This window comes from Ruegeria marisrubri (assembly GCF_001507595.1).
Classification (GTDB): Bacteria; Pseudomonadota; Alphaproteobacteria; order Rhodobacterales; family Rhodobacteraceae; genus Ruegeria; species Ruegeria marisrubri.
The window spans coordinates 113,322-136,777 of record NZ_LQBQ01000002.1; the positions used below are offsets into that span (position 1 = coordinate 113,322).

22 protein-coding genes and 1 pseudogene are annotated in these 23,456 nt (G+C 63.3%); 17 read left to right on the forward strand and 6 right to left on the reverse strand.

Translation table 11 applies throughout. The features are described 5' to 3' along the window. The first annotated feature begins 72 nt into the window (after window positions 1–72). Both ribA and AVO45_RS04890 read left to right on the forward strand, forming a co-directional pair. Window positions 73–1,167: a GTP cyclohydrolase II gene (gene ribA / locus AVO45_RS04885; RefSeq protein ID WP_068344815.1), complete on the forward strand. Its 1,095-nt coding sequence runs from the start codon at window positions 73–75 to the stop codon at window positions 1,165–1,167. Beyond that, a complete protein-coding gene (locus tag AVO45_RS04890) occupies window positions 1,164–1,664 on the forward strand; it encodes a L,D-transpeptidase family protein (protein ID WP_068344816.1) in 501 nt (166 codons plus the stop codon). Before ribA ends, AVO45_RS04890 begins: the two co-directional genes overlap by 4 nt. On the opposite strand, the gene AVO45_RS04895 is transcribed toward AVO45_RS04890, so the two are convergent. Together AVO45_RS04895 and AVO45_RS04900 are read right to left on the reverse strand one after the other, a co-directional pair. After that, window positions 1,648–2,307, reverse strand: coding sequence for a YggS family pyridoxal phosphate-dependent enzyme (locus AVO45_RS04895; RefSeq protein ID WP_068344817.1), 660 nt, complete (start codon window positions 2,305–2,307; stop codon window positions 1,648–1,650). The two genes, AVO45_RS04890 and AVO45_RS04895, sit on opposite strands and share 17 nt — an antisense overlap. Window positions 2,308–2,416: 109 nt before the next feature. Beyond that, the gene (locus AVO45_RS04900; protein WP_068344818.1) at window positions 2,417–3,457 is read right to left on the reverse strand and encodes a porin; all 1,041 of its coding nucleotides are present in this window, start codon (window positions 3,455–3,457) and stop codon (window positions 2,417–2,419) included. Between the two features lie 268 nt (window positions 3,458–3,725). Between AVO45_RS04900 and AVO45_RS04905 the strand changes: the two genes are divergently transcribed. From AVO45_RS04905 to AVO45_RS04925, 5 genes are all read left to right on the forward strand, one after another. After that, entirely contained in the window at window positions 3,726–4,232 is a 507-nt protein-coding gene (locus AVO45_RS04905; RefSeq protein ID WP_068344819.1) for a DUF3576 domain-containing protein, read from the forward strand. Between the two features lie 76 nt (window positions 4,233–4,308). Beyond that, on the forward strand, window positions 4,309–6,927 hold the full coding sequence (gene leuS / locus AVO45_RS04910) for a leucine--tRNA ligase (protein ID WP_068344820.1): 2,619 nt from the start codon (window positions 4,309–4,311) through the stop codon (window positions 6,925–6,927). Next, the gene (lptE, locus tag AVO45_RS04915) at window positions 6,914–7,405 is read left to right on the forward strand and encodes an LPS assembly lipoprotein LptE (RefSeq protein WP_068344821.1); all 492 of its coding nucleotides are present in this window, start codon (window positions 6,914–6,916) and stop codon (window positions 7,403–7,405) included. The genes leuS and lptE overlap by 14 nt, the downstream gene beginning before the upstream one ends. Next, entirely contained in the window at window positions 7,402–8,430 is a 1,029-nt protein-coding gene (gene holA / locus AVO45_RS04920) for a DNA polymerase III subunit delta (RefSeq protein ID WP_068344822.1), read from the forward strand. The genes lptE and holA overlap by 4 nt, the downstream gene beginning before the upstream one ends. A gap of 83 nt (window positions 8,431–8,513) precedes the next feature. After that, on the forward strand, window positions 8,514–9,110 hold the full coding sequence (locus AVO45_RS04925) for a glutathione S-transferase family protein (protein ID WP_068344823.1): 597 nt from the start codon (window positions 8,514–8,516) through the stop codon (window positions 9,108–9,110). Between the two features lies 1 nt (window position 9,111). Here the strand turns inward: AVO45_RS04925 and AVO45_RS04930 are convergent, their stop codons facing one another. Beyond that, window positions 9,112–10,296: a TIGR03862 family flavoprotein gene (locus AVO45_RS04930; RefSeq protein ID WP_068344824.1), complete on the reverse strand. Its 1,185-nt coding sequence runs from the start codon at window positions 10,294–10,296 to the stop codon at window positions 9,112–9,114. Window positions 10,297–10,358: 62 nt separating this feature from the next. On the opposite strand from AVO45_RS04930, the gene AVO45_RS04935 reads away from it, so the two are divergent. Continuing rightward, window positions 10,359–10,649 carry a hypothetical protein gene (locus AVO45_RS04935; RefSeq protein ID WP_068344825.1) on the forward strand — a complete coding sequence of 97 codons (291 nt, stop codon included), beginning with the start codon at window positions 10,359–10,361 and terminating at the stop codon, window positions 10,647–10,649. Window positions 10,650–10,659: 10 nt separating this feature from the next. Here AVO45_RS04935 and AVO45_RS04940 read toward each other — a convergent pair whose 3' ends face one another. After that, window positions 10,660–11,268: an enoyl-CoA hydratase/isomerase family protein gene (locus AVO45_RS04940; protein WP_068344826.1), complete on the reverse strand. Its 609-nt coding sequence runs from the start codon at window positions 11,266–11,268 to the stop codon at window positions 10,660–10,662. After that, entirely contained in the window at window positions 11,265–12,014 is a 750-nt protein-coding gene (locus AVO45_RS04945) for an SDR family oxidoreductase (RefSeq protein ID WP_068344827.1), read from the reverse strand. The genes AVO45_RS04940 and AVO45_RS04945 overlap by 4 nt, the downstream gene beginning before the upstream one ends. A gap of 134 nt (window positions 12,015–12,148) precedes the next feature. Between AVO45_RS04945 and AVO45_RS04950 the strand changes: the two genes are divergently transcribed. From AVO45_RS04950 to lpxK, 5 genes are all read left to right on the forward strand, one after another. Beyond that, entirely contained in the window at window positions 12,149–13,672 is a 1,524-nt protein-coding gene (locus AVO45_RS04950; RefSeq protein ID WP_068344828.1) for a DUF2125 domain-containing protein, read from the forward strand. Window positions 13,673–13,787: 115 nt separating this feature from the next. After that, window positions 13,788–15,134 (forward strand): TldD/PmbA family protein, encoded by a 1,347-nt coding sequence (locus tag AVO45_RS04955; RefSeq protein ID WP_068344829.1) that lies wholly within the window; start codon window positions 13,788–13,790, stop codon window positions 15,132–15,134. Next, window positions 15,121–15,921 (forward strand): 3'(2'),5'-bisphosphate nucleotidase CysQ, encoded by an 801-nt coding sequence (locus AVO45_RS04960; RefSeq protein WP_068344830.1) that lies wholly within the window; start codon window positions 15,121–15,123, stop codon window positions 15,919–15,921. The genes AVO45_RS04955 and AVO45_RS04960 overlap by 14 nt, the downstream gene beginning before the upstream one ends. Next, on the forward strand, window positions 15,918–17,153 hold the full coding sequence (locus AVO45_RS04965) for a 3-deoxy-D-manno-octulosonic acid transferase (RefSeq protein WP_068344831.1): 1,236 nt from the start codon (window positions 15,918–15,920) through the stop codon (window positions 17,151–17,153). Before AVO45_RS04960 ends, AVO45_RS04965 begins: the two co-directional genes overlap by 4 nt. Further along, window positions 17,140–18,138, forward strand: coding sequence for a tetraacyldisaccharide 4'-kinase (lpxK, locus tag AVO45_RS04970; protein ID WP_068344832.1), 999 nt, complete (start codon window positions 17,140–17,142; stop codon window positions 18,136–18,138). Before AVO45_RS04965 ends, lpxK begins: the two co-directional genes overlap by 14 nt. Before the next feature lie 12 nt (window positions 18,139–18,150). On the opposite strand, the pseudogene AVO45_RS20000 reads toward lpxK, so the two are convergent. Further along, window positions 18,151–18,467 (reverse strand): annotated as a pseudogene (locus tag AVO45_RS20000) (transposase); the annotation flags it as partial. 292 nt (window positions 18,468–18,759) lie between these two features. Between AVO45_RS20000 and AVO45_RS04975 the strand changes: the two are divergent. From AVO45_RS04975 to AVO45_RS04990, 4 genes are all read left to right on the forward strand, one after another. Further along, the gene (locus AVO45_RS04975; RefSeq protein ID WP_068344833.1) at window positions 18,760–19,944 is read left to right on the forward strand and encodes a site-specific integrase; all 1,185 of its coding nucleotides are present in this window, start codon (window positions 18,760–18,762) and stop codon (window positions 19,942–19,944) included. Window positions 19,945–20,323: 379 nt separating this feature from the next. Further along, window positions 20,324–22,192: a DUF3604 domain-containing protein gene (locus AVO45_RS04980; RefSeq protein WP_240482074.1), complete on the forward strand. Its 1,869-nt coding sequence runs from the start codon at window positions 20,324–20,326 to the stop codon at window positions 22,190–22,192. Between the two features lie 268 nt (window positions 22,193–22,460). Beyond that, entirely contained in the window at window positions 22,461–23,192 is a 732-nt protein-coding gene (locus AVO45_RS04985) for a hypothetical protein (protein WP_157770098.1), read from the forward strand. Window positions 23,193–23,276: 84 nt separating this feature from the next. Beyond that, window positions 23,277–23,456, forward strand: a 180-nt coding sequence (locus tag AVO45_RS04990; RefSeq protein WP_068344836.1) for a hypothetical protein, incomplete at its 3' end; no start/stop codon positions are given.

Consider the following 23,456-nt stretch of genomic DNA (forward strand, 5'->3'; position numbering starts at 1 on the left):
ATGCGACGGAAATGTTTCACATTTCTCGAACAAGCGCATAAGTAGGGCGCGGAGCGTTACAGGATAACAGGCATGAGTCTTTTTCCGGATATTACCGAGCTTCTGGCACGCGCCCGCGCAGACCTGCGCATGGGCGTGCCGGTCGTGCTGGTCGATGACACCGGTTTCAGCGTGCTGGCGCTGTCGGCGGAAACCCTCGGCCCGCAGCGGCTGGCCGATCTTCGGGCACTGGGCGGCACGCCCGTGGTGGCCATCACCGGGCGCCGGGCGGAGACGCTGAAGGCGCGCGCCTATGACGGCGATCTGGCGCGGGTGGTGATCCCGGCAGACGTGGACATGGCCTGGGTGCAGGCGGTGGCCGATCCTTCGGACGATCTGAACGCGCCGATGAAGGGGCCGCTGATGACCCAGCGCGACGGCAGCGCCAGCCTGCATCGCATCGCGATCGCACTGACGAAATCCGCGCGACTTCTGCCGGCGGCGGTGGTGCTGCCCATCGAGGATGGCCGCGCCTTTGCCGCCACGCATGGGCTGACCTGCATCAATCACGCGCTTGCCGCCCCACACCTGGCCGACCGCAGCCCCCTGCACGAGGTTGTCGCCGCACGCCTGCCGATGGAGGTGTCCGAGGCCGGTCGCCTGCACGTCTTCCGCCCCGAGGATGGCGGCGAAGAGCATTACGCGGTCGAGATCGGCCGCCCCGACAGGGACAAGCCGGTTCTCGCGCGTCTGCACTCGGCCTGCTTCACCGGCGACCTGATGGGCAGCCTGAAATGCGATTGCGGCCCGCAGCTGCGCGGTGCCCTTGCCCAGATGGGAGCCGAAGGCGCGGGCGTGCTGCTCTATCTCAACCAGGAGGGGCGGGGCATCGGGCTGGCCAACAAGATGCGCGCCTATTTCCTGCAGGACCAGGGATTCGACACGGTCGAGGCCAACCACCGGCTGGGCTTCGAGGATGACGAGCGCGATTTCCGCCTCGGTTCGGACATCCTGAAATCCATGGGCTTCAAATCGGTGCGGCTGTTGACCAACAACCCGGCCAAGATCGCGATGATGGAGCGCACTGGCATCGCGGTGACCGAACGTGTGCCGCTCAAGGTCGGCGAGACGGCCCACAACCGTGGCTATCTGGCAACCAAGGCCGCCAAGTCGGGCCACCTGCTGTGACGCCTTTCGATCTGGTCCTGACGCCGCAGGGCGTCCGGTTTCGCGGCCGCCGGTTTCCCTGTTCGATCGGTCGAGGCGGCCTGAGCGGCAACAAGCGTGAAGGCGACAGCGCCACGCCGACCGGGACGCACCGCATCGTGGGAATGCTCTACCGGCCTGACCGGATGGCGGCTCCTGCGTCTTGGGCCGTCGCGATCGGGCCGGGGGATCTGTGGTCGGATGACATGGGCGACGCGGCCTACAACCATCTGGTCCGCGCGCCCTACGGGCGCAGCCACGAAAAGCTGCGCCGTGCCGATCCGCTGTATGATCTTGTTCTGATCACCGACTGGAACTGGCCGAACGCCGTTCCGGGACGTGGTTCGGCGATCTTTGTCCACCAATGGCGGCGCCCGGGCTATCCCACCGAGGGCTGCGTGGCCTTCCGCCGCGATCACCTGCGCTGGATTGCGGAAAGAATTGTGCCGGGAACGCGGCTGATCATCCCTGCGGCTTGACCCGCTCGCCGAAAATCGCCGAGCCGATACGCACATGGGTCGCGCCCAGCGCGATGGCCTTTTCGAAATCGTCGCTCATGCCCATCGAGAGATCCGACAGCCCGTTGCGCTCGGCGATCTTGGCCAGCAGCGCGAAATGCAGCGAGGGTTCCTCGTCAACGGGCGGGATGCACATCAACCCGCGCACCGGCAGATCCAGCGCCTTGCATTCGGCGATGAACGAATCCGCCTCGGCCGGCATGACGCCCGCCTTCTGTTCTTCCTCGCCCGTGTTCACCTGAACGAACAGGTCCGGGCATTTGCCCATCTCCTGCGCGAGACGGGCGATGGTTTTCGCCAGCTTGGGCCGGTCAACCGAATGGATGGCGTGGAAAAGCTCCATTGCCTGCCGCGCCTTGTTGGTCTGCAGGGGGCCGATCAGGTGCAGGTCGATACCTTCGTAGCGCTCCATGAAGGCGGGCCACTTGCCGGCCGCCTCCTGCACGCGGTTTTCGCCAAAGCACCGGTGACCCTGCTGCAACACGGCCTCGACCCGCTCGTCCGGCTGCACCTTGGACACGGCGATCAGCTTGACCGACCCGGCGGGGCGGCCTGCCGCGGCCTCGGCCTTGGCGATGCGGGCGGTGATGTCTTGCAACGGCATGAGGCTCCTCGATCTGTTGTTTTCCGGCAGGAAAACACCAACTGGGCGCAAAAGAAAAGGGCAGGTCCGAAGACCTGCCCAGATTCGATACCGTCAAGCGGTGTTCAGCTTAGAAGCTGAAGTACACACCAGCCTGGAAGGTGTCGTTGTCGTTCGACGCACGGCGGTAGCCGGTTTCGAACGATGCGCCGCCACCCAGGTCGTAGCTGTAGTGGATGCCGTAGGACGAACCTTCGCCGCCGTTGCCGGTTGCGTCGGTGTTGTCGGAACGGCCAGCAGCCACGTCGGTTGCCGAGACTGCGTCTTCGTCGGTGTAGAAGGCGACCAGGTTCGAAGCTGCGCCGATGTCGACGTTGCCGTAGATGCCCCACTTGTCGATGCCGTCGTTGTCGGCATAGGCGATGCGGGCGCCCCAGTTGCCGGCGTCATACGAACCGGTGACGATGGTCTTGTCTTCCCACATGTTGCCGCTGTTCTGGTGCGACACTGCGAAGGTCCAGCCTTCCCAGCTGTAGGCCAGCATGATGCCGAAGCGGTCTTCACCTTCGGTGACCGAAGTCAGGGTACCGGCGGTGTTGAAGTTCAGGATGTCGTTGTCCAGCGAGTACGAGATGTGGCCGGTGAAGCCGTTGATCGAGTACAGAGCTTCAACACCGTTCGAGCCAGCGCCTGCCGACGAATATGCGTCCCAGTTGAAGTACTCGTCGTTGACGTTACCAACGTGCGACACGAAGCCGGCGCCGTCGATGCCGATACCTGCGGTACGGGTCTCGAGGTAGACGCCGGGGGTGTTTTCGACTGCGCCGATGATGTTGCCGACGTTCACGCGCAGGCCTTCATAGACGACGCCGAAACGTGCGCCGTTGAAGATGCCGGTGCCCGGAACGTTGTCGCGGCTTTCGACCTGAGCGCGCAGACGTGCGTCGAATGCAACACCCGAATCGGTTTCTGCCGACATGTCGAACTGAACGCGCAGACGGCTGGTGATGCTGGTTTTATCAACGCCGTTGTAGTTGGCGTCGGTCATGCTCTTCGAGTTGCCGTCGTTGTAGTCCAGACCAAAACGGCCGTAGCCGCTGATACGAACGTCTGCAGCTGCGACGCTTGCGGTCGCGATCAGCGCAGTCGTTGCGAAGAGAACTTTTTTCATCTTGTTTCCCTCGGTTTCTATTCACATGCCCAAACCGGAGAATCCGGCGTGGATATGGACAGGGGTTTCGCTCTTTCACCCCTGATTTGGCAAGCCTCGGGCGCCACCGAAATGCAAAGTCGTCCCGGATGGTGCAGCTTTGCCACACTGGCGGCTTGCCGCCTATTGCCCGACGCCATGGACCCGTTTGCGCCGATGGATACGGACTTGCCCATATCAACGTGCTTTTGTAGGACTTCTGCACAACAAAGAATGGCGGGAGCCCCTGATGAAACTTCAAAAGCCCTTGAAAGTCGCCATGTTCCTGGCCATCGGGGTCGGCCTGGCCGCCTGCGGAAACAGGGGTGGCAGCGTCAGCGTTGCAGATGCGCCACCCACGGATGACGGAATCATCGCAAACAACCCTGAAACCGCGGCACTTTCTTATGAAAAGTCCTCGATCTGGGATGTTTTCGGACCGAACAAGTCGGAACAGACCGGAAATGTGAATCGCTATCTCTGGGCCGCCTCGCTGGACGTTCTGAATTTTCTGCCCCTGCAATCGGCCGACCCGTTTACCGGCGTGATCATCACCGGCTACGGCACCCCTCCGGGCGGCGGCCGTTCCTATCGCGCGACGGTGCATATCAAGGATCCCGCACTCGAGGCGCGCTCGCTGTCGGTTGCGCTGCAGACAAGCGGCGGACGCCCGGTAAGCGCGGCGACGGCCCGCGCGGTCGAGGATGCGATCCTGTCGCGGGCCCGCCAGATGCGGATCGCCGACGACAAACTCTAGAATCCCGCGGCAAATCGCTCTATCACCACGCCGGGTTCACGCCCGGCGTTTTCATTCATCAAGGATCAGGATCGCCATGTCGCGCTACTCCGCCAACGAAATCGAAGCCAAATGGCAAGAAGCCTGGGACAAGGCCGGGATCTTCACCGCGACCCGCAGCGCGGACAAGCCGAAATACTATGTGCTCGAGATGTTCCCCTATCCGTCGGGACGCATCCACATGGGGCATGTGCGCAACTACACGATGGGCGACGTGATCGCCCGTTACAAGCTGAGCACCGGGCACAACGTGCTGCACCCGATGGGGTGGGATGCCTTTGGAATGCCTGCGGAAAATGCCGCCATGGCGATCGGCGGCCACCCCAAGGAGTGGACCTACAACAACATCGCCGACATGCGCGGCCAGATGAAGCCGCTGGGCCTGTCGATCGACTGGTCTCGCGAGTTCGCCACCTGCGACCCGGAATACTATGGCCAGCAGCAGGCGCTGTTCCTCGACATGCTCGAGGCGGGGCTCGTCTATCGCAAGAACGCCGTGGTGAACTGGGACCCGGTGGACATGACCGTTCTGGCCAACGAGCAGGTCGAGAACGGGCGCGGCTGGCGCTCGGGCGCGCTGGTGGAGCGGCGCGAGCTGACCCAGTGGTTCTTCAAGATCTCGTCGATGTCCGAAGAGTTGCTCTCGGCTCTGGATACGCTCGAGAACTGGCCCGCCAAGGTGCGGCTGATGCAGGAGAACTGGATCGGCAAGTCGCGCGGGCTGGAATTTGCATTCGAGCGCACCGATGGCGGCGAGCCCATCACCGTCTACACCACGCGGCCCGACACCCTGATGGGGGCCTCGTTCGTGGGCATCTCGCCCGATCACCCGATCGCCAAGCAGCTTGAGGCCGAGAACCCGAAAGTCGCTGAATTCGTTGCGGAATGCCGTAAGGGCGGCACCACGGAAGAGGCCATCGAAACCGCCGAGAAACTGGGCTTCGACACCGGCATCCGCGTCAGGCACCCGCTGGACCCGAACTGGGAGCTACCGGTCTGGATCGCGAATTTCATCCTGATGGATTATGGCACCGGCGCGATCTTTGCCTGCCCCGCTCATGACCAGCGCGACCTGGATTTCTGCCGCAAATACGACCTGCCGGTGATCGACACCTTCTTTGCGCTGGACGACGACACGCCGGTGGACAACGTCGCCTTCGTTCCGCCCAAGGAACAGAAGGTGCGCTGGGTGAATCACTTCGCCGGTCTGACCGAGGCCACCGGGCAGGAAGCCATCGACGCCACCATCGATTTTGCCGAGAAGGCCGGCTGGGGCAAGGGCGTCACCAAGTATCGCCTGCGCGACTGGGGGCTGAGCCGCCAACGTTATTGGGGCTGCCCGATTCCGGTGGTGCATTGCGACGACTGCGGCGTGGTGCCGGAAAAGAAGGAAAACCTGCCGATTCGCCTGCCTGATGACGTCACCTTTGACAAGCCGGGCAACCCGCTGGACCGTCACCCGACCTGGCGCGACTGCGCCTGCCCGTGCTGCGGCAAACCGGCCAAGCGCGAAACCGACACGATGGACACCTTCGTCGATTCGTCGTGGTATTTCGCCCGTTTCACCGCCCCGCGCGCCGAAACTCCGACCGATCTGGCCGAGGCCGAATACTGGATGAATGTGGACCAGTATATCGGCGGTATCGAACACGCGATCCTGCACCTGCTCTATTCTCGGTTCTTTGCCCGCGCCATGCACATCACCGGGCACCTGCCGAAAAAGGCTTGCGAACCGTTCGATGCTCTGTTCACGCAGGGCATGGTGACCCACGAGATCTACCAGACCCGCGACGCAAAGGGCCGCCCGGTCTATCACCTGCCCGAGGACGTGATCGAACTGAACGTGGACGGCAAGCGCCAGGTGGTGCTGCGCCATGACCTGCTGGTCAAGGAAGGCGCCAGCGACGAGGAACTGTTCCTGATCGCCAAGAGCAACGACCTGGTGGTCGAAACCGTGCCGTCGGCCAAGATGTCGAAATCGAAGAAGAACGTGGTCGATCCGGTCTCGATCATCTCGGCCTTTGGCGCGGACACCGCGCGTTGGTTCGTGCTGTCGGACAGCCCGCCCGAGCGCGACGTGGAATGGACGGCCGCCGGCGCCGAGGCCGCGCACAAGCATCTGAGCCGCGTTTATCGAATCGCGTCCGAGATCGCCGCTTCGGACGTGGCCGCCAACGCCGCCGACGAGGACTTGCTGCGCGAAATGCACAAGACGATCCGGGACGTGACGAACGGAATCGAGTCCTTCGGCTTCAACGCCTCGATCGCCAAGCTCTATGCCTTTACCAACACCCTGGCCAAATCCAAGGCCGGCACCGCCGCCAAGACACAGGCTGCGAAAACGCTGGCTCAGTTGATGTCGCCGATGACCCCGCACCTGAGCGAGGAAATCTGGCAGATGCTGAGTGGCGAAGGCCTGGTGGCAACCGCCCCCTGGCCGGTTGCCGATGAATCCATGCTGGTGGATGACACGGTGACGCTGCCGATCCAGATCAACGGCAAGCGGCGTGCGGAAATCACCGTCGCCAAGGATCTGGACAAGGCGGAGGTCGAAAAAGTCGCGCTCAGCACCGAAGCTGTGCAGCGGGCGCTGGATGGGGCGTCGCCGAAAAAGGTTATCGTTGTACCGGGCCGGATCGTGAATGTCGTCGTTTGACCGAAGAACCCTGCTGATCTTGCCGCTGGCGCTGGCCGCTTGCGGATTTCAGCCCGTCTATGCGCCGGACGGCACCGCCTCGGCGCTGGACGGCAAGGTTCGGGTGTCCGCACCGAATTCCGTGGAAACCTACCTGCTGGTACAGAATCTCGAGCAACGGCTGGGTCGCAGCGCGAAGGCGGGCGGCGAATACGATCTGAAGGTCAGACTGACGACCAATACTCAACGCCTGGCCGTGTCCACGGCCAACGAAACCAACCGGTACAATATCATCGGCAGAGTGAACTATTCGCTGCAACGCTCGGCAACGGGCGAGGTTCTGGCATCTGGCGCGGTCGACAACTTCGTTGGTTATTCGGCCGCCGGCTCGACGGTCGAGACCCTTGCCGACGAGCGCGACGCGAAAGAGCGGCTGATGGTCATTCTGGCGGATCAGGTGGTCACCCGCCTCTATTCCACTCTGGACCTGCCCGCATGAAGCTGAGTTCGCGCGAGGCAGAGGGCTATTTCGCCAAGCCGGACGCGGACAAGGCAGGGCTTCTGATCTACGGATCGGACGCCATGCGGGTGGCGCTGAAACGCCAACAGGTGATCGCGGCCTTGCTTGGCCCCAACGCCGAAGAGGAAATGCGCCTGTCGCGAATCCCCGGAGGCGACCTGCGAGGCGATCCGGCGCTGTTGCTGGATGCGGTCAAGGCGGTCGGCTTTTTTCCCGGCCCCCGCGCCGCCTTTGTCGAGGATGCAACCGAAACCGCCGCCCCCGCGATTCTGACCGCGTTGGAGGAATGGGCGCCGGGCGACGCCCAGATCATCGTCACGGCCGGGCAGTTGAAGGCCAGTTCGAAACTGCGCAAGGCGTTCGAGTCCCATCGCAACGCCTATGCAGTGGGAATCTACGACGACCCGCCATCGCGCGCCGAAATCGAACGGACATTGTCCGAGGCCGGCATTCGCAACGTTCCACGCGATTCGATGACGGCGCTGAGTGAATTGGCGGCCGATCTTGGGCCCGGCGACTTTTCTCAAACCATTGAAAAACTGGCCCTTTACAAGCGCGGCGACGAGTCCGAACTGAACATCGACGACATCGAGGCCTGTGCGCCGCGCTCGACCGAAGCGGCCCTTGACGATGTTCTGAACGTGGTCGCCGAAGGTCGTTCTGGCGAGATCGGCCCGTTGATCCAGCGAATGCAGGCGCAGGGCACGACCGCCGTCAGTCTCATCATCAGTGCGAACCGGCATTTCCGCACGCTCTATGCCTGCGCCTCGGATCCGGGGGGGCCGGCGCAGGGCATCGGCAAACTTCGTCCTCCGGTTTTCGGAAAACGCCGTGATCGGATATTGCGGCAGGCGCAGGGCTGGGGCGCGCCCAAACTGGAAACCGCCCTGACGGTTCTGACCGACACCGACCTTGCCCTGCGGTCCGCCGGACAGACCGCCCCGGCGATGGCCCTTGTCGAGCGGGCGATGATCCGTCTGGCGATGCTGGCCCGCGCGCGCTGAGGCGGGCGACGGGACGTTCCGTCTTGACGGATGCCGTTGGCGGCCCACACTGCCTCGCAGAACCGACCAACAGGGAACGCAGCATGTACAAAGTCTATGGAAAGCCCACCAATCGCGCCTTTCGCGTGTTGTGGCTGCTGGAAGAACTCGGACAGGACTATGAACTCATCCAAGCCGGCCCGCATGACCCGCGGGTTCTGGAACTGAATCCATCCGGCAAGGTGCCGATTCTGGTGGACGGAGATGCAGTGTTCTCTGACAGCAACGCGATCATGACCTATCTTGCCGACAAGCACGGGGATTTCACCTATCCGGCCGGCACCAAGGAACGCGCGGAACAGGATTCGCTGCTGCACGCGCTGATCGACGAGTTCGATGCGGTTCTGTGGGCGGCGACGCGCCACAAGTTCATCCTGCCCGAGGACAAGCGCGCGCCCAAGTTCATAGAGACCGCGAAATGGGAGTTCGACCGCAATTTCCAGCGCATGAGCGAGCGGTTCAAGGGCCCTTTCCTGCAGGGCGACAAGATGACGATCGCCGACATCCTGTGCGTACACTGCATGAGCTGGGCCAAGGCAGCGGGTTTCCCGATGAATTCGGATGTGCTCAAGGCCTATGGCAAGGAGATGCGGAACCGTCCCGCCTATCGGCGCCTTACCGAGCAGACTCAGACGGCCTGAACTAACCGGTCCGCTTCAGCCAGTCTGCGGCGGACCGGCCGGCCCAGCGCCCCGTGGCAAGGCAGGCGGTCAGCAGGTAGCCGCCCGTGGGGGCCTCCCAGTCCAGCATTTCTCCGGCGCAGAACACCCCCGGCAGAGCCTTCAGCATCAGCCCGTCATCCAGTGCCTCGCGCTTTACGCCACCGGCGGTGGATATTGCCTCGTCCAGGGGGCGCAATCCGGCGTGACGGACGGGCAGAGACTTGATGACCCGCGCCAGATCCTCGGGCTGTCGCGGCAGTGGGCGGGCGAACTCCATCAGCAGCGCGGTGCGCACGGGGCCGAGCTTCAGCACCTTGCGCAGGTGGTTGGACAGGCTGGCCTTGCCGCGCGGTTTGCCGAGGCGGCGGGTCAAATCCTTCTGCGAAACGTCCGGCAATAGGTCGATGGTCAACGCTGCACCCTGCCGCACCGGCTTGCAGATCATGTAGATGCCGCCGCCCTCGAGGCCGCGGGACGAGATCACCGCCTCTGCGCGCGTGCGGATGCCGCCCGCCTGCAGAGCCACGCCCTTGATCGGGGCGCCGAACAGCGGCCGCATATGTTCGGACCAATCGACCAGCAGACCGGCATTGGCCGGTGCGAAATCGGCCAGCGCGACGCGGCGTTTCGCGAGGATCGACGCCCAGGCCCCATCCGAGCCGAGCCGCGACCAGCTGGCGCCGCCAAGCGCGAGGATCGTGGCATCGGGCGTGAGACCCTGCGGGCCCGACGGCGTTTCGAAGGTCACGGTGCTCTCGTTCCAGCCGGTCCAGCGCCAGCGGGTGCGGATTTCGACACCTTTCTCGCCCAATCGGGTCAGCCACGCGCGCAGCAGCGGTGACGCCTTCATCGCCTTGGGAAACACCCTGCCCGTCGATCCGGTGAACACCTCCTGCCCCAGATCGCGCGCCCAGGCCTGCACCGCCTGCGCATCGAAATCGCGTATCATCGGCTGCAGCCAGTCGGCCGCCTCGTCATAGGCCCGGATCAGCTCGTCAAAAGGTTCGTCCTTGGTCAGGTTCAGGCCCGATTTGCCCGCCATCAGGAATTTGCGCGCGACCGAGGGCTTGGCTTCGACCACGATCACGTCATGGCCAGCCGAGGCCAGTTCTTCTGCCGCCATCAACCCCGCCGGGCCGGCTCCGATCACGACTGCCTGTGCCATTCCTCTTGCCTCTTGCGTTCAACGGGGCAACGCTGTTGTGCGAGTGCCAAACGAGGGGCGAAATGTCCGATCCCATCTGCCCGCTTTGCGACCGCCCGATCCCCGACGGGACCGGCAGCCTGCACCATCTGGTCCCAAAACTGAAGGGAGGCAAGGGCGGGCCGACGGTTCTGCTGCACCAGATCTGCCACAAGGAGATCCACGCCACCCTGACCGAGGCCGAACTGGCGCGGGACTACAACTCGGTCGAGGCCCTGCGCGCCCATCCCCGGCTTGCGAAATTCCTGGCATGGGTCGGCAAGCGCCCGCCCGGATTCCGCTCGAAAGTGCCGGGCAGGCGGCGGTTGCGCTGAACGCCCGGCCCTAGCGGCACATCTCGGCGATGCCTGCGGCGATGTCGGGCTTGGCTGCGACGCTGTCGGCAACCAGTTCGCGGGCCACCTGCATCACCGCGTCAGGCTCAACCACCCGATCCACGAGACCAAAGGCATAGGCCTCTTCGGCGGTGATCTTCTGACCCGCCATGAAGATCAGCTTGGTCCGCGCCGGACCGATCAGCGCCGCCATGCGCCTTGGGTCCGACGGCTGCGGCAGAAACCCCAGCTTCATCACCGGGTAGAAAAACCTGGCCGCTGGCACGGCGATCCGCAGATCGCAGGCCAGAACCATGCCATTCGCGCCCCCGGCCAGCGTGCCGTTCAGCGCCGCCACGGTCAGGCAGGGCAGTTCAGCGATCGCGCCCGACAGCCTCTCCCACACGCCCGACGTGGCTAGCCCCGCACGGGCTTCGTCCAGATCGGCCCCGGCGCTGAACACCTTGCCCGCGCCGGTCAGGATCAACGCCTTTGCCTCGGTCGCGGCCTCGGCGATCTCGGCCAGCTCGGTCAGCATCGCCTCGGTCAGCGAATTGGCCTTGTCGGGACGGTTGATGGTGACGATCCAAAGACCGTCCTCCTTGACCAGTTCGATCATTTCAGCCCGACCCGCTTGCGGATGGCCTCGTCGCGCAGCGCGATCTCGGTGCCCAGGAACTCGTCGGCATCCGAGGAACACATCCACAAAAGCGCCCGCGCGGGCCAGTCAGGCGGTATATGCGCCGACCAGTCCAGCTGGCTGACAGGATTGATGCCGCTGGCCTTGATCTCGCGCTGCATCTGCGTCGCCACGGTGCCCGGTGACAGGCCCATGGCGCGAATACCGTGATGGCTTTCTTCCAGGTGCAGGCATTCGGTCAGCATCGCCGCTCCGGCCTTGGACGCGCAATAGTGGCTCCAGGCCTCGACCGGCGCGTGGGCCGCACCCGAAGAGATGGTCAGGATCGTGCCGCCCCCGGCCTGACGCATCACGGGCAGGGCCGCGCGCATGCCATAGAAAACGCCCTTGAGATTGATGTCGATGACACGACTCCAGCCGGCCGGGTCTGCCCGAAACATGTGTGAAATCGGCTCGACCACGCCGGCGTTGCCGATCAACACGTCCAGCCCGCCGAACCGGGAGACGCAGGCAGAAACCGCCTGCTCGACCTGCGCGTAGTCGCTGACGTCACAGGGCAATGCGATGGCCTGATCACCGATTTCAGCCGCCAGCGCCGTGATCTGGTCGCCGCCCCGGGCAACCAGCGCAACATTCGCACCGGCTGCGGCAAAAATGCGCGCCGTTTCGGCCCCGATCCCGCGGCTCGCGCCCGTGATCAGAACGGTTTTTCCCTGCATATCCATCGTGCTGTCCCTTTGATCCAGTGCCGGACTCGAGTCGTAACCCGCAAACGGGGAAAGGGTCCAGCCCTTCCCCCTTGACGCCCGCCGCCCCAAGGTCGACGATGCGCGCGAAATTGATCAAGAAGGGTTCCCTAATGTCTGTTTTTCTCCGCCGCAGTTGCGGCGCCGCGATTGCATATGCCATTGCCACACAAGGCGCCTGGGCCGATCTGACCGCGGATCAGGTCTGGGCCGACTGGCAGGCCTATATGGGCGGCATGGGCTACCAGGTATCCGGCGATGCAAGCAGCGCGGGCGATGTCACGACCATCAGCGACATGACCATGATGATGGAAATACCCGAGGAGAACGGACAGTTCTCGATGGTCATCCCCGAGGTGACGCTGACCGAAAACGGCGACGGGACGGTGAACCTGGGCTTTCCGGCGTCTTTCCCGCTGCTGATCGAAGGCGAGGCCGAGGGCGAAGTGTTCCGCGTCGAGCTGACATACACCCATGACGGCATGACCGTGCTGGTCTCGGGCTCTCCCGAGGACATGACCTATGCGTATTCCGCGGCCAGTGTCGGCGTGGAACTGACCTCGGTCGAGGCGGATGGCGAAGTCATGCCCAAAGAGGCCCTGTCCGCGTCGATGAACATGGCCGATGTCTCGGGCATGTCGAAAATGGTGATCGGTGAGAACCGAGGGCTGGAGCAGAACTTCACTGCCGGCAGCCTGACCTACGATATCGCCTTTGACGACCCCGAGTCCAAGGATGCCGGAAAGTTCAAGGGCAACATGAACGGGTTGGCCTTCGAGGGCAGCGGCACGATGCCGGCAGAGATGACTGCAGGCGATTATCAAAGCATGATCGACGCCGGGTTCGATTTTGCCGGTACCTTCACCTATGACTCGGGCGCGTCCGATATTGCCGGCACCGGTGAGGACGAGGACTTCACCTTGAACACCTCTTCCAAGGGCGGCCGGTTCGCCATCGCCATGGACGCCAGCCGGATCGCCTATGACATCGCGCAGAATGGCGTCAAGCTGGCCGTGAGCACCGTCGAGTTGCCTTTCCCACTGGAACTGGCAATGGCATCGGCGGGGTTCAAGTTCGAGATCCCGGTTCAGGCATCGGACGAGGAACAGCCCTTTGCACTTGCGATGAACCTGACCGGCTTCACCATGTCCGACGTCCTATGGGGCATGTTCGACCCGACCGGCGCGCTGCCGCGGGATCCGGCGACGATCGCGATCGACACTTCGGGCACGGCCAAGGTCAAGGTGAACTTCCTCGATCCGGCCGTCGCCGAGACGCTCGAGGCAACCGGCGCGGCACCGGGTGAGCCGCATTCGCTCAAGATCAACGAGTTTCTGGTGTCGATGGTGGGGGCCGTGCTGTCCGGCACCGGCGAATTCACTTTCGACAATTCCAACCTCGAGGCCTTTGACGGCATGCCTGCGCCAACCGGCGTCGCCAACCTGCAGCTTGTCGGCGCAAATGCCCTGATCGACAAGCTGATCGCCATGGGCGTGATGTCCGAAAACGACGCCATGGGGGCGCGGATGATGATGGGCATGTTCGGCGTTCCGGGCGATGCGCCGGATACGCTGAACTCGACCATCGAGATCAACGAACAGGGCCAGATCCTGGCCAATGGCCAGCGGATCAAGTGATCTGACACACTGGAAAAGGCAGGGGGCCGCCACCAGCGCGGCCCTTTGTTATTGGCACGGGTCTTGCAGGACGGGCAGGCCAAGGCTAGGTCGGGATGAGAAAAACGGAGGCCTCATGACCCGGACGCCAGAAGAAATCAGCCTTGCCCTTCTCGACGCCGCCCGCAAGGCGGGCGCCGATGCCGCCGATGCGCTGGTGGTCGATGGGTCCTCGGTTTCCGTCGAGGTGCGAAATGGCGCGCTGGAACATGCCGAACGCTCGGAAGGCACCGATCTGGGGCTGCGGGTGCTGCTGGGCAAGCGGCAGGCGATAGTCTCCAGTTCGGACAGCCGGCCGGAAACCCTGACGGCGATGGCCGAGCGCGCCGTGGCGATGGCCCGCGAAGCACCCGAAGACCCCTATGCCGGTCTCGCCGATCCGCAGGATGTCGCGCGGGACTGGGATCTGGACGCGCTGGAGATGTTCGATCCCACGCCCGAGCCTTCGGCCGAGATCCTGATGCAGGATGCGCTTAAGGCCGAGGCGGCGGCCCTGGCCGTCGAGGGCGTCTCGCAGGTGTCCGATGCTGCTGCAGGTTTTGGCACGCATCGGGTGCATCTGAGCGCCACCAACGGATTTTCCGGCGGCTACGCCCGCACCAGCCGCTCGGTGTCCTGCGTCGCCATCTCGGGGCACGGCACCGGGATGGAGCGCGACTATGACGGCGATGCCCGCACCTTTCAGGCCGACCTGCGCAGCCCCGCCGAGGTCGGCCGCACCGCAGGCGAACGCGCCGTCGAGCGCGTCGGCGCGCGCAAGCCCGCCACCGGCACTTTTCCGGTTCTGTTCGACGAGCGGATTTCCTCGTCGCTGATCGGGCACCTTCTGGCCGCCAGCAACGGGGCCGCCATCGCCCGTGGCGCCTCGTGGCTCAAGGATTGCCTCGGCGAACAGGTTCTGCCCGAGAACCTGTCTTTGATCGAAGACCCGCACCGCCCGCGCATCTCGGGAACACGCCCCTTTGACGCCGAAGGCCTGCCGACCCGGAAACGCGCGATCGTCGAGAACGGCGTGCTGACCGGCTGGACGCTGGATCTGTCCAGCGCGCGCAAGCTGGACATGGCGCCCACAGGCAACGCCGCGCGGGGCGTGTCCGGGCCTCCCGCGCCCAGCAACTGGAACCTGAGCCTGACGCAAGGCGACAAGAGCCGCGAGGAGTTGCTGCGCGACATGGGCACCGGTCTGCTGGTCACGTCGATGATCGGTGCAACCATCAACCCCAATACCGGCGACTATTCGCGGGGCGCTTCGGGGTTCTGGGTCGAGAACGGTGAAATCACCCATCCGGTGAACGAATGCACCATTGCCGGCAACCTGCGCGACATGCTGCGCCGGATCATTCCGGCCAATGACGCCCGGACCTATCTGTCGCGCGTGGTGCCGTCGATCCTGATCGAAGGGATGACACTTGCCGGCAACTGACCTGCCCCTGCTGATCGACGCCGCGCTGGAGGCCGGGCGGATCGCGACCCGCTATTCGGGGCAAACCGCCGCGCGCTGGGACAAGCCCCAGGGCGCCGGCCCGGTGACCGAGGCGGACCTGGCGGTCAACGCGATGCTCGAACAACGCCTGCCGGCGGCGCGGCCGGGCTATGGCTGGCTAAGCGAGGAAACCGAGGACACGACCGACCGGCTGGAGCGGGAACGGGTGTTCATCATCGACCCGATCGACGGCACCCGCAGCTTTGCCGAAGGGTCCCGAACCTGGGCGCATTCGCTGGCGGTGGCGGAAAACGGCGTGGTGACCGCGGCCGTGATCTATCTGCCGATGCGCGACCTGCTGTATGCGGCGGCGGCAGGCCAGGGCGCAACGCTGAACGGCAAGCCGATCGCCGCGTCCCAGACGGCCTCTCTCGAGGAAGCCGAGATACTGGCGGCCCGACCGAACCTTGAAGGCCGCCACTGGCGCGGCGGACAGGCGCCCGCGTTCACCCGCGCCTACCGGCCCTCGCTGGCCTATCGCATGGCGCTGGTCGGACAGGGACGTTTTGACGCCATGCTGACCCTTCGGCCAAGCTGGGAGTGGGACATCGCCGCCGGAGACCTGATCCTGCGCGAAGCGCAGGGCAAGTGCACCGACCGCAGCGGCAAGCCCCTGCGCTTCAACAATCCGAATCCACGGCTGAACGGCGTTATTGCCGGCGGGACGGGAATCCATGCGCTTCTGTGCGAGAACCTCGACCCCGACGGAACTGGGATTCAGGCATGAGCCGCCCGCGCTCGCTCAGTCTGGCCGCCTATCGCTTCCTGTCCTGGCCACGGCAGGCCAGGGCCGGCGCATATCGGGCGCAGAGGCCCGAGGGCGAGTTGCTGTGGGTCCACGTCAATGCGTGGGATCGGCTTGCCCCCGTCGAAGACCTCTGCCGCCGGCTTCTGCCGCAGCGGCCGGGTCTGTCCGTCTTCCTGACCGGCCCGTCGGATGCGGAGCCGAGCACGTGGGGGGACTGCGAATTTCCCCTGCTGCCGCTGCCCGGCGACAACACATCGGCGGTTCGCGGCTTTCTGAACCATTGGCGCCCGGATATGGGCCTTTGGATCGGCGGAGGCGTGCTGCCCAATCTCGTGAGCCAGGCGGCCGATCGGAATATTCCTCTGGTTCTGCTCGAAGCTGACGTCGATGTCCGCGTCTCGCGCTTGCGCAGCTGGTTGCCCGACATCTCCCGATATACGCTGGACTGTTTTCAGTCGATCCTGACCACCAGCGAGGCCAAGGCCCGCCAGATCCGCCGTCTTGGCATTCCCTTCGCCAAGGTCTCGATCGCCGCGCCTCTACAGGTCAGCCCGAACCCGCGGCCTTGGCCCGAGGACGAGTTGATCGAGACCAATCACGCCCTCGCCGGGCGCCCCGTCTGGCTGGCCGCCTGGGTTCAGGCCAAGGAGTTCATCTCGGTCGTGAGCGCCCACCGACAGGCCCTGCGCCTGTTGCACAGGCTTGTCCTGATCCTTCATGTCGCCGATCCGACAGAAGCCGCGCCCTTGCGCAAGCGGCTGGAGGACATGGACCTGCGCTGTGCCGACTGGGATGCCGGCGACCCGATCGAGGATGCGACGCAGGTCATCCTGTCGGCCTATCCCGAGGATCTGGGGCTTTGGTATCGGGTCTCTCCGGTCACGTTCATGGGCAGTTCTCTGGAAACCACGGCGCAGGGGCACAATCCTCTGATCGCCACATCGCTTGGCTCTGCCGTGATCCATGGCCCCAATGTCGACCGGCACAGGGATCTCTATGCGCGGCTCGACGAAATCGGCGCAGCCTGTCAGGTTCAGAGTGAAGAAGAGCTGGGGCATCGCGTGGTCGAACTGCTAGCGCCTGACCGGGCCGCGGACATGGCGCTGGCGGGGTGGAACCTTGTGACAGAAGGCGCACAACTGACGGACGAGTTGATCGACATGGTTCAGGAACATCTGGATCGGCGGAGGGGGGAACATGCGGGCGCCTGACTTCTGGAACACGCCCCCGGACCGGTTGCACTGGAAAGCGCGGCTGCTGAAACCGCTCGGGCAGCTCTACGCGCGCGCGACGGCCCGGCGGCTTGCCTCTGCCGAAGGGATCCGGCCCGGGGTGCCGGTCATCTGTGTCGGCAACCTCAACGCCGGGGGCACTGGCAAGACACCGACGGCGATCTGGGTGGTCGAGCAGTTGCGCGACGCCTGGCACACCCCCCATGTCGTGACCCGGGGGCATGGCGGTTCGCTGGAAGGCCCGGTGATGGTCGATCCGCGCAGGCACACGGCAGCACAGGTCGGAGACGAGCCGCTCTTGCTGGCGGCATTCGCCGAGGTCTGGGTCGCCAAGGACCGGGCGGCGGGTGCGCGGGCGGCAGTCGAGGCCGGCGCGACCGTCATCGTTCTGGATGACGGTTTTCAGAACCCTTCGGTGGCCAAGGATTTCTCGCTGATCGTCGTGGACGCGGGGCTTGGGTTCGGAAACGGTCTGTGCCTGCCCGCCGGCCCCTTGCGGGAACCGGTCGATGTCGGACTGCGCCGAGCAGACCTCGTGCTGTCGCTGGGGCCCCCGGACGCGCAGGAGCAGTTTTCGAAGCAATGGGGCGCACGGCTGGGCGTTCCGCACGCCACCGGCGAGCTTCAACCGTTGCAGACCGGCATGGACTGGGGCAGCACGCCGGTTCTGGCCTTTGCCGGCATCGGCCACCCCGAGAAATTCTTTCGGACGCTGCGCCGACAGGGCGTGAACCTTCTCCGGGCCGAGGCGCTGGAGGACCACCAGCCACTCACCCCTGCGCTTATGGCAAGGCTGGAGAACGAGGCGCGATTGCTCGGTGCGCAGATGGTGACGACGGAAAAGGACGCGGTGCGGCTGCCGCCGGCCTTCCGCAGCAAGGTGATCACCCTACCCGTGCGCCTGCACGTGAACGAAGACGACATGGTTCGGGAAAGGATGCTGGCGGCAGCGCCCTCACCCTAAAGCATCCGACGTTTAACCTGAGGCACATCCTGCAGCCTTGAAGTAGTTCCAGCATTCGTCCGGAGAAAAGAGGTCGCAGATTTCGCTGAGTGCATTGAACAAGTCCGTGAAGGTTCTCGCTCCGATGCGGCGGAGGTGGGCTTTGAGCTTGGAGAATGCCATCTCGATCACTGACCGGCAATGCATTGCGTAGCAATGTCACGAGAGGTGGGGTTCAGGTCGGGGCTATACGGGGGCAGGAACAGGATCCAGCAGCCGGCCTTTTGCATGGCTTTGGCCGCGGAGGCATTTTTGTGGGTGGCGAGGTTGTCTAGGATGACGACGGTTCCACGATCGGCGCACGAATAGAAACGCCGCCCGGAGGCGGCGCGTAAGCAATTGGCTATGTTCGGTAGTATTGGTTGCGGGGAGAGGATTTGAACCTCTGACCTTCAGGTTATGAGATAGCTTGCGGTAACCTGCATCAACTACGCCCACCGACGCTGCTTTACCCTATCTTATTGGAATCGTTGTTTTATTATTGACGACCCGCACACCCAGTTCCTACCTGTTACGCCATGAACCGCTTCCAGTTGCTTCCACAATGCTTCCACGGGGCGGATATAGGGAAAGGGATGAGGGATGCCGAAACTGACCAAACGCGCAGTCGAAGCGTTGCCGCTTGAGGCTAAAGATTACTTTGTCTGGGACAGCCAGATTGCCGGGTTCGGGGTGCGCGTCATGCCCTCCGGGGCCAAGACCTATCAGGCGCAGTATCGCAAGGGCGGACGAACCCGGCGGGTTTCCATTGGTCGGCATGGCAAGATCACCGTCGACGAGGCGCGCAAGCTGGCAAAAGAAGTCATGGGACAAGTGGCGAAGGGCGAGAACCCCGCCGAAGAGATTGCCCAGCATCGCCGCGCGCCCACGGTCGCGGCCTTGTGTGAGCGGTTTTTTGACGCCCACGTCAAGGAACGCTGCAAGCCCTCCACCCAAAGGGAATACCGCAGGGCAATCGACCTGTTCATTGCCCCTGCCTTGGGAAGTTTCAAAGTGGTGGACGTGGAGCGGAAGGACATCACCGAGTTGCATCACAAGTTCAGAGACAAACCCTATCAGGCAAACCGGACTTTGGGTGTGCTGTCCAAGATGTTCAATCTGGCGGAAATCTGGGGCTTGCGGCCGGACGGGTCGAACCCGTGCCGCCACGTGCCGAAATACCGGGAAGAGAAACGGGAACGATACCTTCACCAAGACGAGCTTCAACGTCTTGGGCAGGTGTTGGCGGAAGCGGAACAGGACGGGTCGGAGACGCCCTTTGTCGTGGCCGCATTCCGGTTGCTGATCCTGACCGGCTGTCGGCTTGGGGAAATCCAGACCTTGCAATGGTCGTTCATCACCGACGCAGGAATGGAGCTTCCCGACACCAAGACGGGCGCGCGGCGCATTCCCCTACCCCAAGCCGCCAGAGCGGTTCTGAGCGCCCTCCCACGGCTTCCTGACAACCCTTACGTCATTGCCGGGGCTGTTCCCGGCCACTACGCCACCGACCTACAGAAACCGTGGCGGCGTATACGTAAACGGGCCGGGTTGCCGAATGTGCGAATTCACGACTTGCGTCACACCTATGCGTCGAATGCCGTATCTTCCGGCATGCCGATCCAGATGGTCGGGCGCTTGTTGGGTCACAGCCAGATTCAGACCACCATGCGGTATGCGCATCTGGCCGATGATCCGGTACGGCGGGCGGCGGAAGAAAACGCGGCACGGCTCAACACGTTCGTTGGCGCGCAGGTGCCCGGTCACGGGCTGCGTTTAGTTAAGTAATTAGTTAGGCGCGGCTCCCCCCCATAAACGTATACGTAGGCCCACGTTATGTAGGGGCTTACGTATACGGTACGTTACGTAGCATCCCGGGCCGCCCCTTCCCGGGGTATTCGCGGGGCCGGGAATACCCCGGGAAGGGGGAAGCCAAAATCGCGAGTGTCCGCTCCGAGCCCCGTCTCCTGGATGCTGCGGGCTCGACGAATTGGTAGAATGCCGACTGAGCAGGCATCCGATGGATTTGGTCATGTGTCCGGTGCCCGAGTCATTGCGGTCGTTTGATTTTGGCCCTTTTTCAGTTACGTTTGGACGGATCGGGAATTGGGAGGACGCGATGACGAAGATAGGACACGGAACACCAAACATCGCGTTTGCCGCATTCGTGGCACTGATTGTTGGCACACAGGCAATCGCCTTTGAGGGGGTGGTGAAGCCTGAAACTGTCGCTGGCGGAGATGTCTATTCGCCGTTCGTCGGTCGGTCCTACCCCGATCAGGTACTGTTCGGCGACCTTCATTTCCATACCGAGATTTCCTTTGACGCGGGGCTTATCGGAACGTCGCTCAACATTCATGACGCCTTCCGCATTGCCCGGGGCGAGAAGATCATCTCGAACACCGGACAGCCGGTGCAGCTGATCCGACCACTCGACTTTCTGGCGATAACAGAACACGCAGAAATGTTGGGGCTCGCGACGGCGATGCGAACGTCCGATCCGCGCCTGTTGCAGGACGAGTGGGGGCGCAAGACCCACGCGCTGTTCAATTCGGGCCAGGAGGGCCGGATGGCCGCCTTTGCCGACATCATCGACATCGGAACCGTTCAGGGCCGCGACCCGACCGCGGGGCTCGACCTCGACGGAGACATCTGGCTCGATATCGTCGAGACGGTGGAGCAATACAACGATCCGGGCAGCTTCACTGCGCTGACCGGGTTCGAGTGGACGTTCACGCCCCAAGGGGACAACCTGCATCGCGTCGTGATTTTTGGCGATGACGCGGACAAGACGTCTCAGACGCGTCCCTTTACCTTTTTTGAGGGCGCGGACCCCGAACTGCTGTGGAATTACCTTGCGGGCTACGAGGAAAAGACCGGCGGTCAGGTCATCGCGGTGCCGCACAATGCCAACATGTCGAACGGGCTGATGTTCGCACCGACCAAATTCGACGGCTCACCGATGGATGCGGACTATGCCGCCAAGCGCATCCGCTGGGAGCCCATGCACGAGATGACCCAGATCAAGGGGGATGAGGAAACCCACCCGATGCTCTCACCCGATGATGAGTTCGCGGATTTCGAAACCTGGGATGTAGCCAATCTGTCGGGAACGGCGGCCAAGACACCGGAGATGCTGCGCTACGAGTACGCCCGATCCGCGTTGAAGGTCGGACTGGAAATCGAACGTGAGATCGGCGTGAACCCGTTCAAGTTCGGTTTCTACGGCACGACGGACACACACACCGCGATCCCGACCACGCGCGAGGACAATTACTTCGGAAAGTACCAGCACACCGAGCCTTCGGCCAACCGGCACAACATGGATGTGATCCCGGCAGAGGACCCGGCCCTGCGGATCGTGACGGCACAGGAAAGCGCGGCCGGCCTCACGGCCGTCTGGGCGCGGGAGAACACGCGGGACGAGGTTTTCGGTGCCATCACGCGCAAGGAAGCCTATGCGACCACGGGCAGCCGCATTCGTGTGCGTGTCTTTGGCGGTTGGGGTTTCGAGAAAGACGACCTGCATGCTGCCGATTTCGTCGCCAACGGCTATACGGGCGGCGTACCGATGGGTGGCACGTTGAAGGCAAGTCCGGATGGAGGCGCGCCCCGGTTCCTGATCCGCGCACTGCGCGACCCGGACGGAGCCAACCTGGACCGAATTCAGATCATCAAGGGGTGGCTGGACGCGGACGGAGAAAGCCATGAGCGGGTATACGACGTGGCGGTCTCCGGCGACCGGAAGATCGACGAGGATGGGAGGGCGCGCGAGGCGGTCGGCTCAACCGTGGATATCCCTTCTGCCACCTATGCCAACTCGATTGGAGCACCGGCGCTTTCCGGATACTGGCAGGACCCCGAGTTCGATGCGGCGGAGGATGCGTTCTACTACGTCCGCGTGATCGAGATCCCGACGCCCCGCTGGACAACGTATGACGCGGCCTTCTATGGGGTTCCGCTCCCCGACAGCGTTCCGCCGACCGTGCAGGACCGCGCCTATACCTCGCCGATTTGGTACACCGGCACTGAGTAGGGCGCTCGAAGACGGAAGGTCCGCTCTACCTTTGGAGTAGTCGTTGGTCCGAACAGGATTGACGGCGGCAATGCGCAGTGAGCGGACCAATCAGTCAGCATTGGGAGCGGCAGTTTTGTCCGCTCAACCGTCAATGTTTGATGACTGCTCCGAGCTTAGGAGGGTGCTCCGCCATGCGATACGTATAAGTAGGCGAGACGACGCGCCCTATTAACTAAACGTCCCGTATGACGTACGGATTGCTAACTAATTAATTAGAGGCGATGCAGTGGCTCGGGAAACAACAGACCAGTTGAATCGTTTGTGGCACAAGGGTGTGCCGATGGCGCAGGCTTGGGTGACATACGCCAAGCCGGATCTGAAAGAACGCTGGGCGGAGCTTCAGCAGCGTTCGGCGAGCGATGCGTTCGAAAAAGGCGCTGAAATGGCATCTGCATCGGAAGGCGATGCAATTGCAAAAATCCAGATGGCGCTCGAAGGGCCGCAGAAAATCCTCAGAGCTCGCACCGAGCTTCGGGAAACCCTGCAAAAGAACATTTTGAAGTATATCGCGGGCGGCCACCTTCATAGCTTTGGCTACGAATTGCCGAGAAAGGTATCCAGTGCCCCGGTCGCGATCCCTAAAGCCGCCTGGGCCGGTCGCTGCGACTGGACCAGAGGAAAACTGAGCTACAGGGGGTTGGAATTTGTCGACATCCGTCTCACGACCAACCGCATCCGCAATGAAATCCTTGAACGCGGCCACGTGGACACCCGCCCAACGCGACCACAAGGACGGCCATCGGTGGCGCCAGAAATCAAGAAGGCGTTTTTTGCGCTCCATGAGGCCGGAAAAATTGATCCCAAGGCTTCACTGAAGTCACATTATTCGGAGATCAGAAGGTGGCTGGAATTGAACTGCCCAAACCTTCCGGTGCCGCCTGCCAGCATAAATTCTGAGACTATCAGAAAAACTATTTCACCTCTTTTCAAGGCGTTAAAAGAAACCAATAAACAATAAAACATTTCGGATTTTGTTGCCATTTTTCGTGGTTCGAATCTGGTCCAAACCGAGAGCATCTGCAATTCAACACGGAGAAAACAGATGCTCAGCAGGGAACCTGCAAACGACAACAACCGCCCGGCAACGGATTATCTGGACGGCTTCATTGACGAAAGCAAAGCCGCCGATTTCCTATGCCAGAGCGTGCGCACCATCCAGAAATGGCGCGTGACCGGGTTCGGCCCGAAATTCTACAAGTCGGGCCGCTCGGTGCGCTATCGC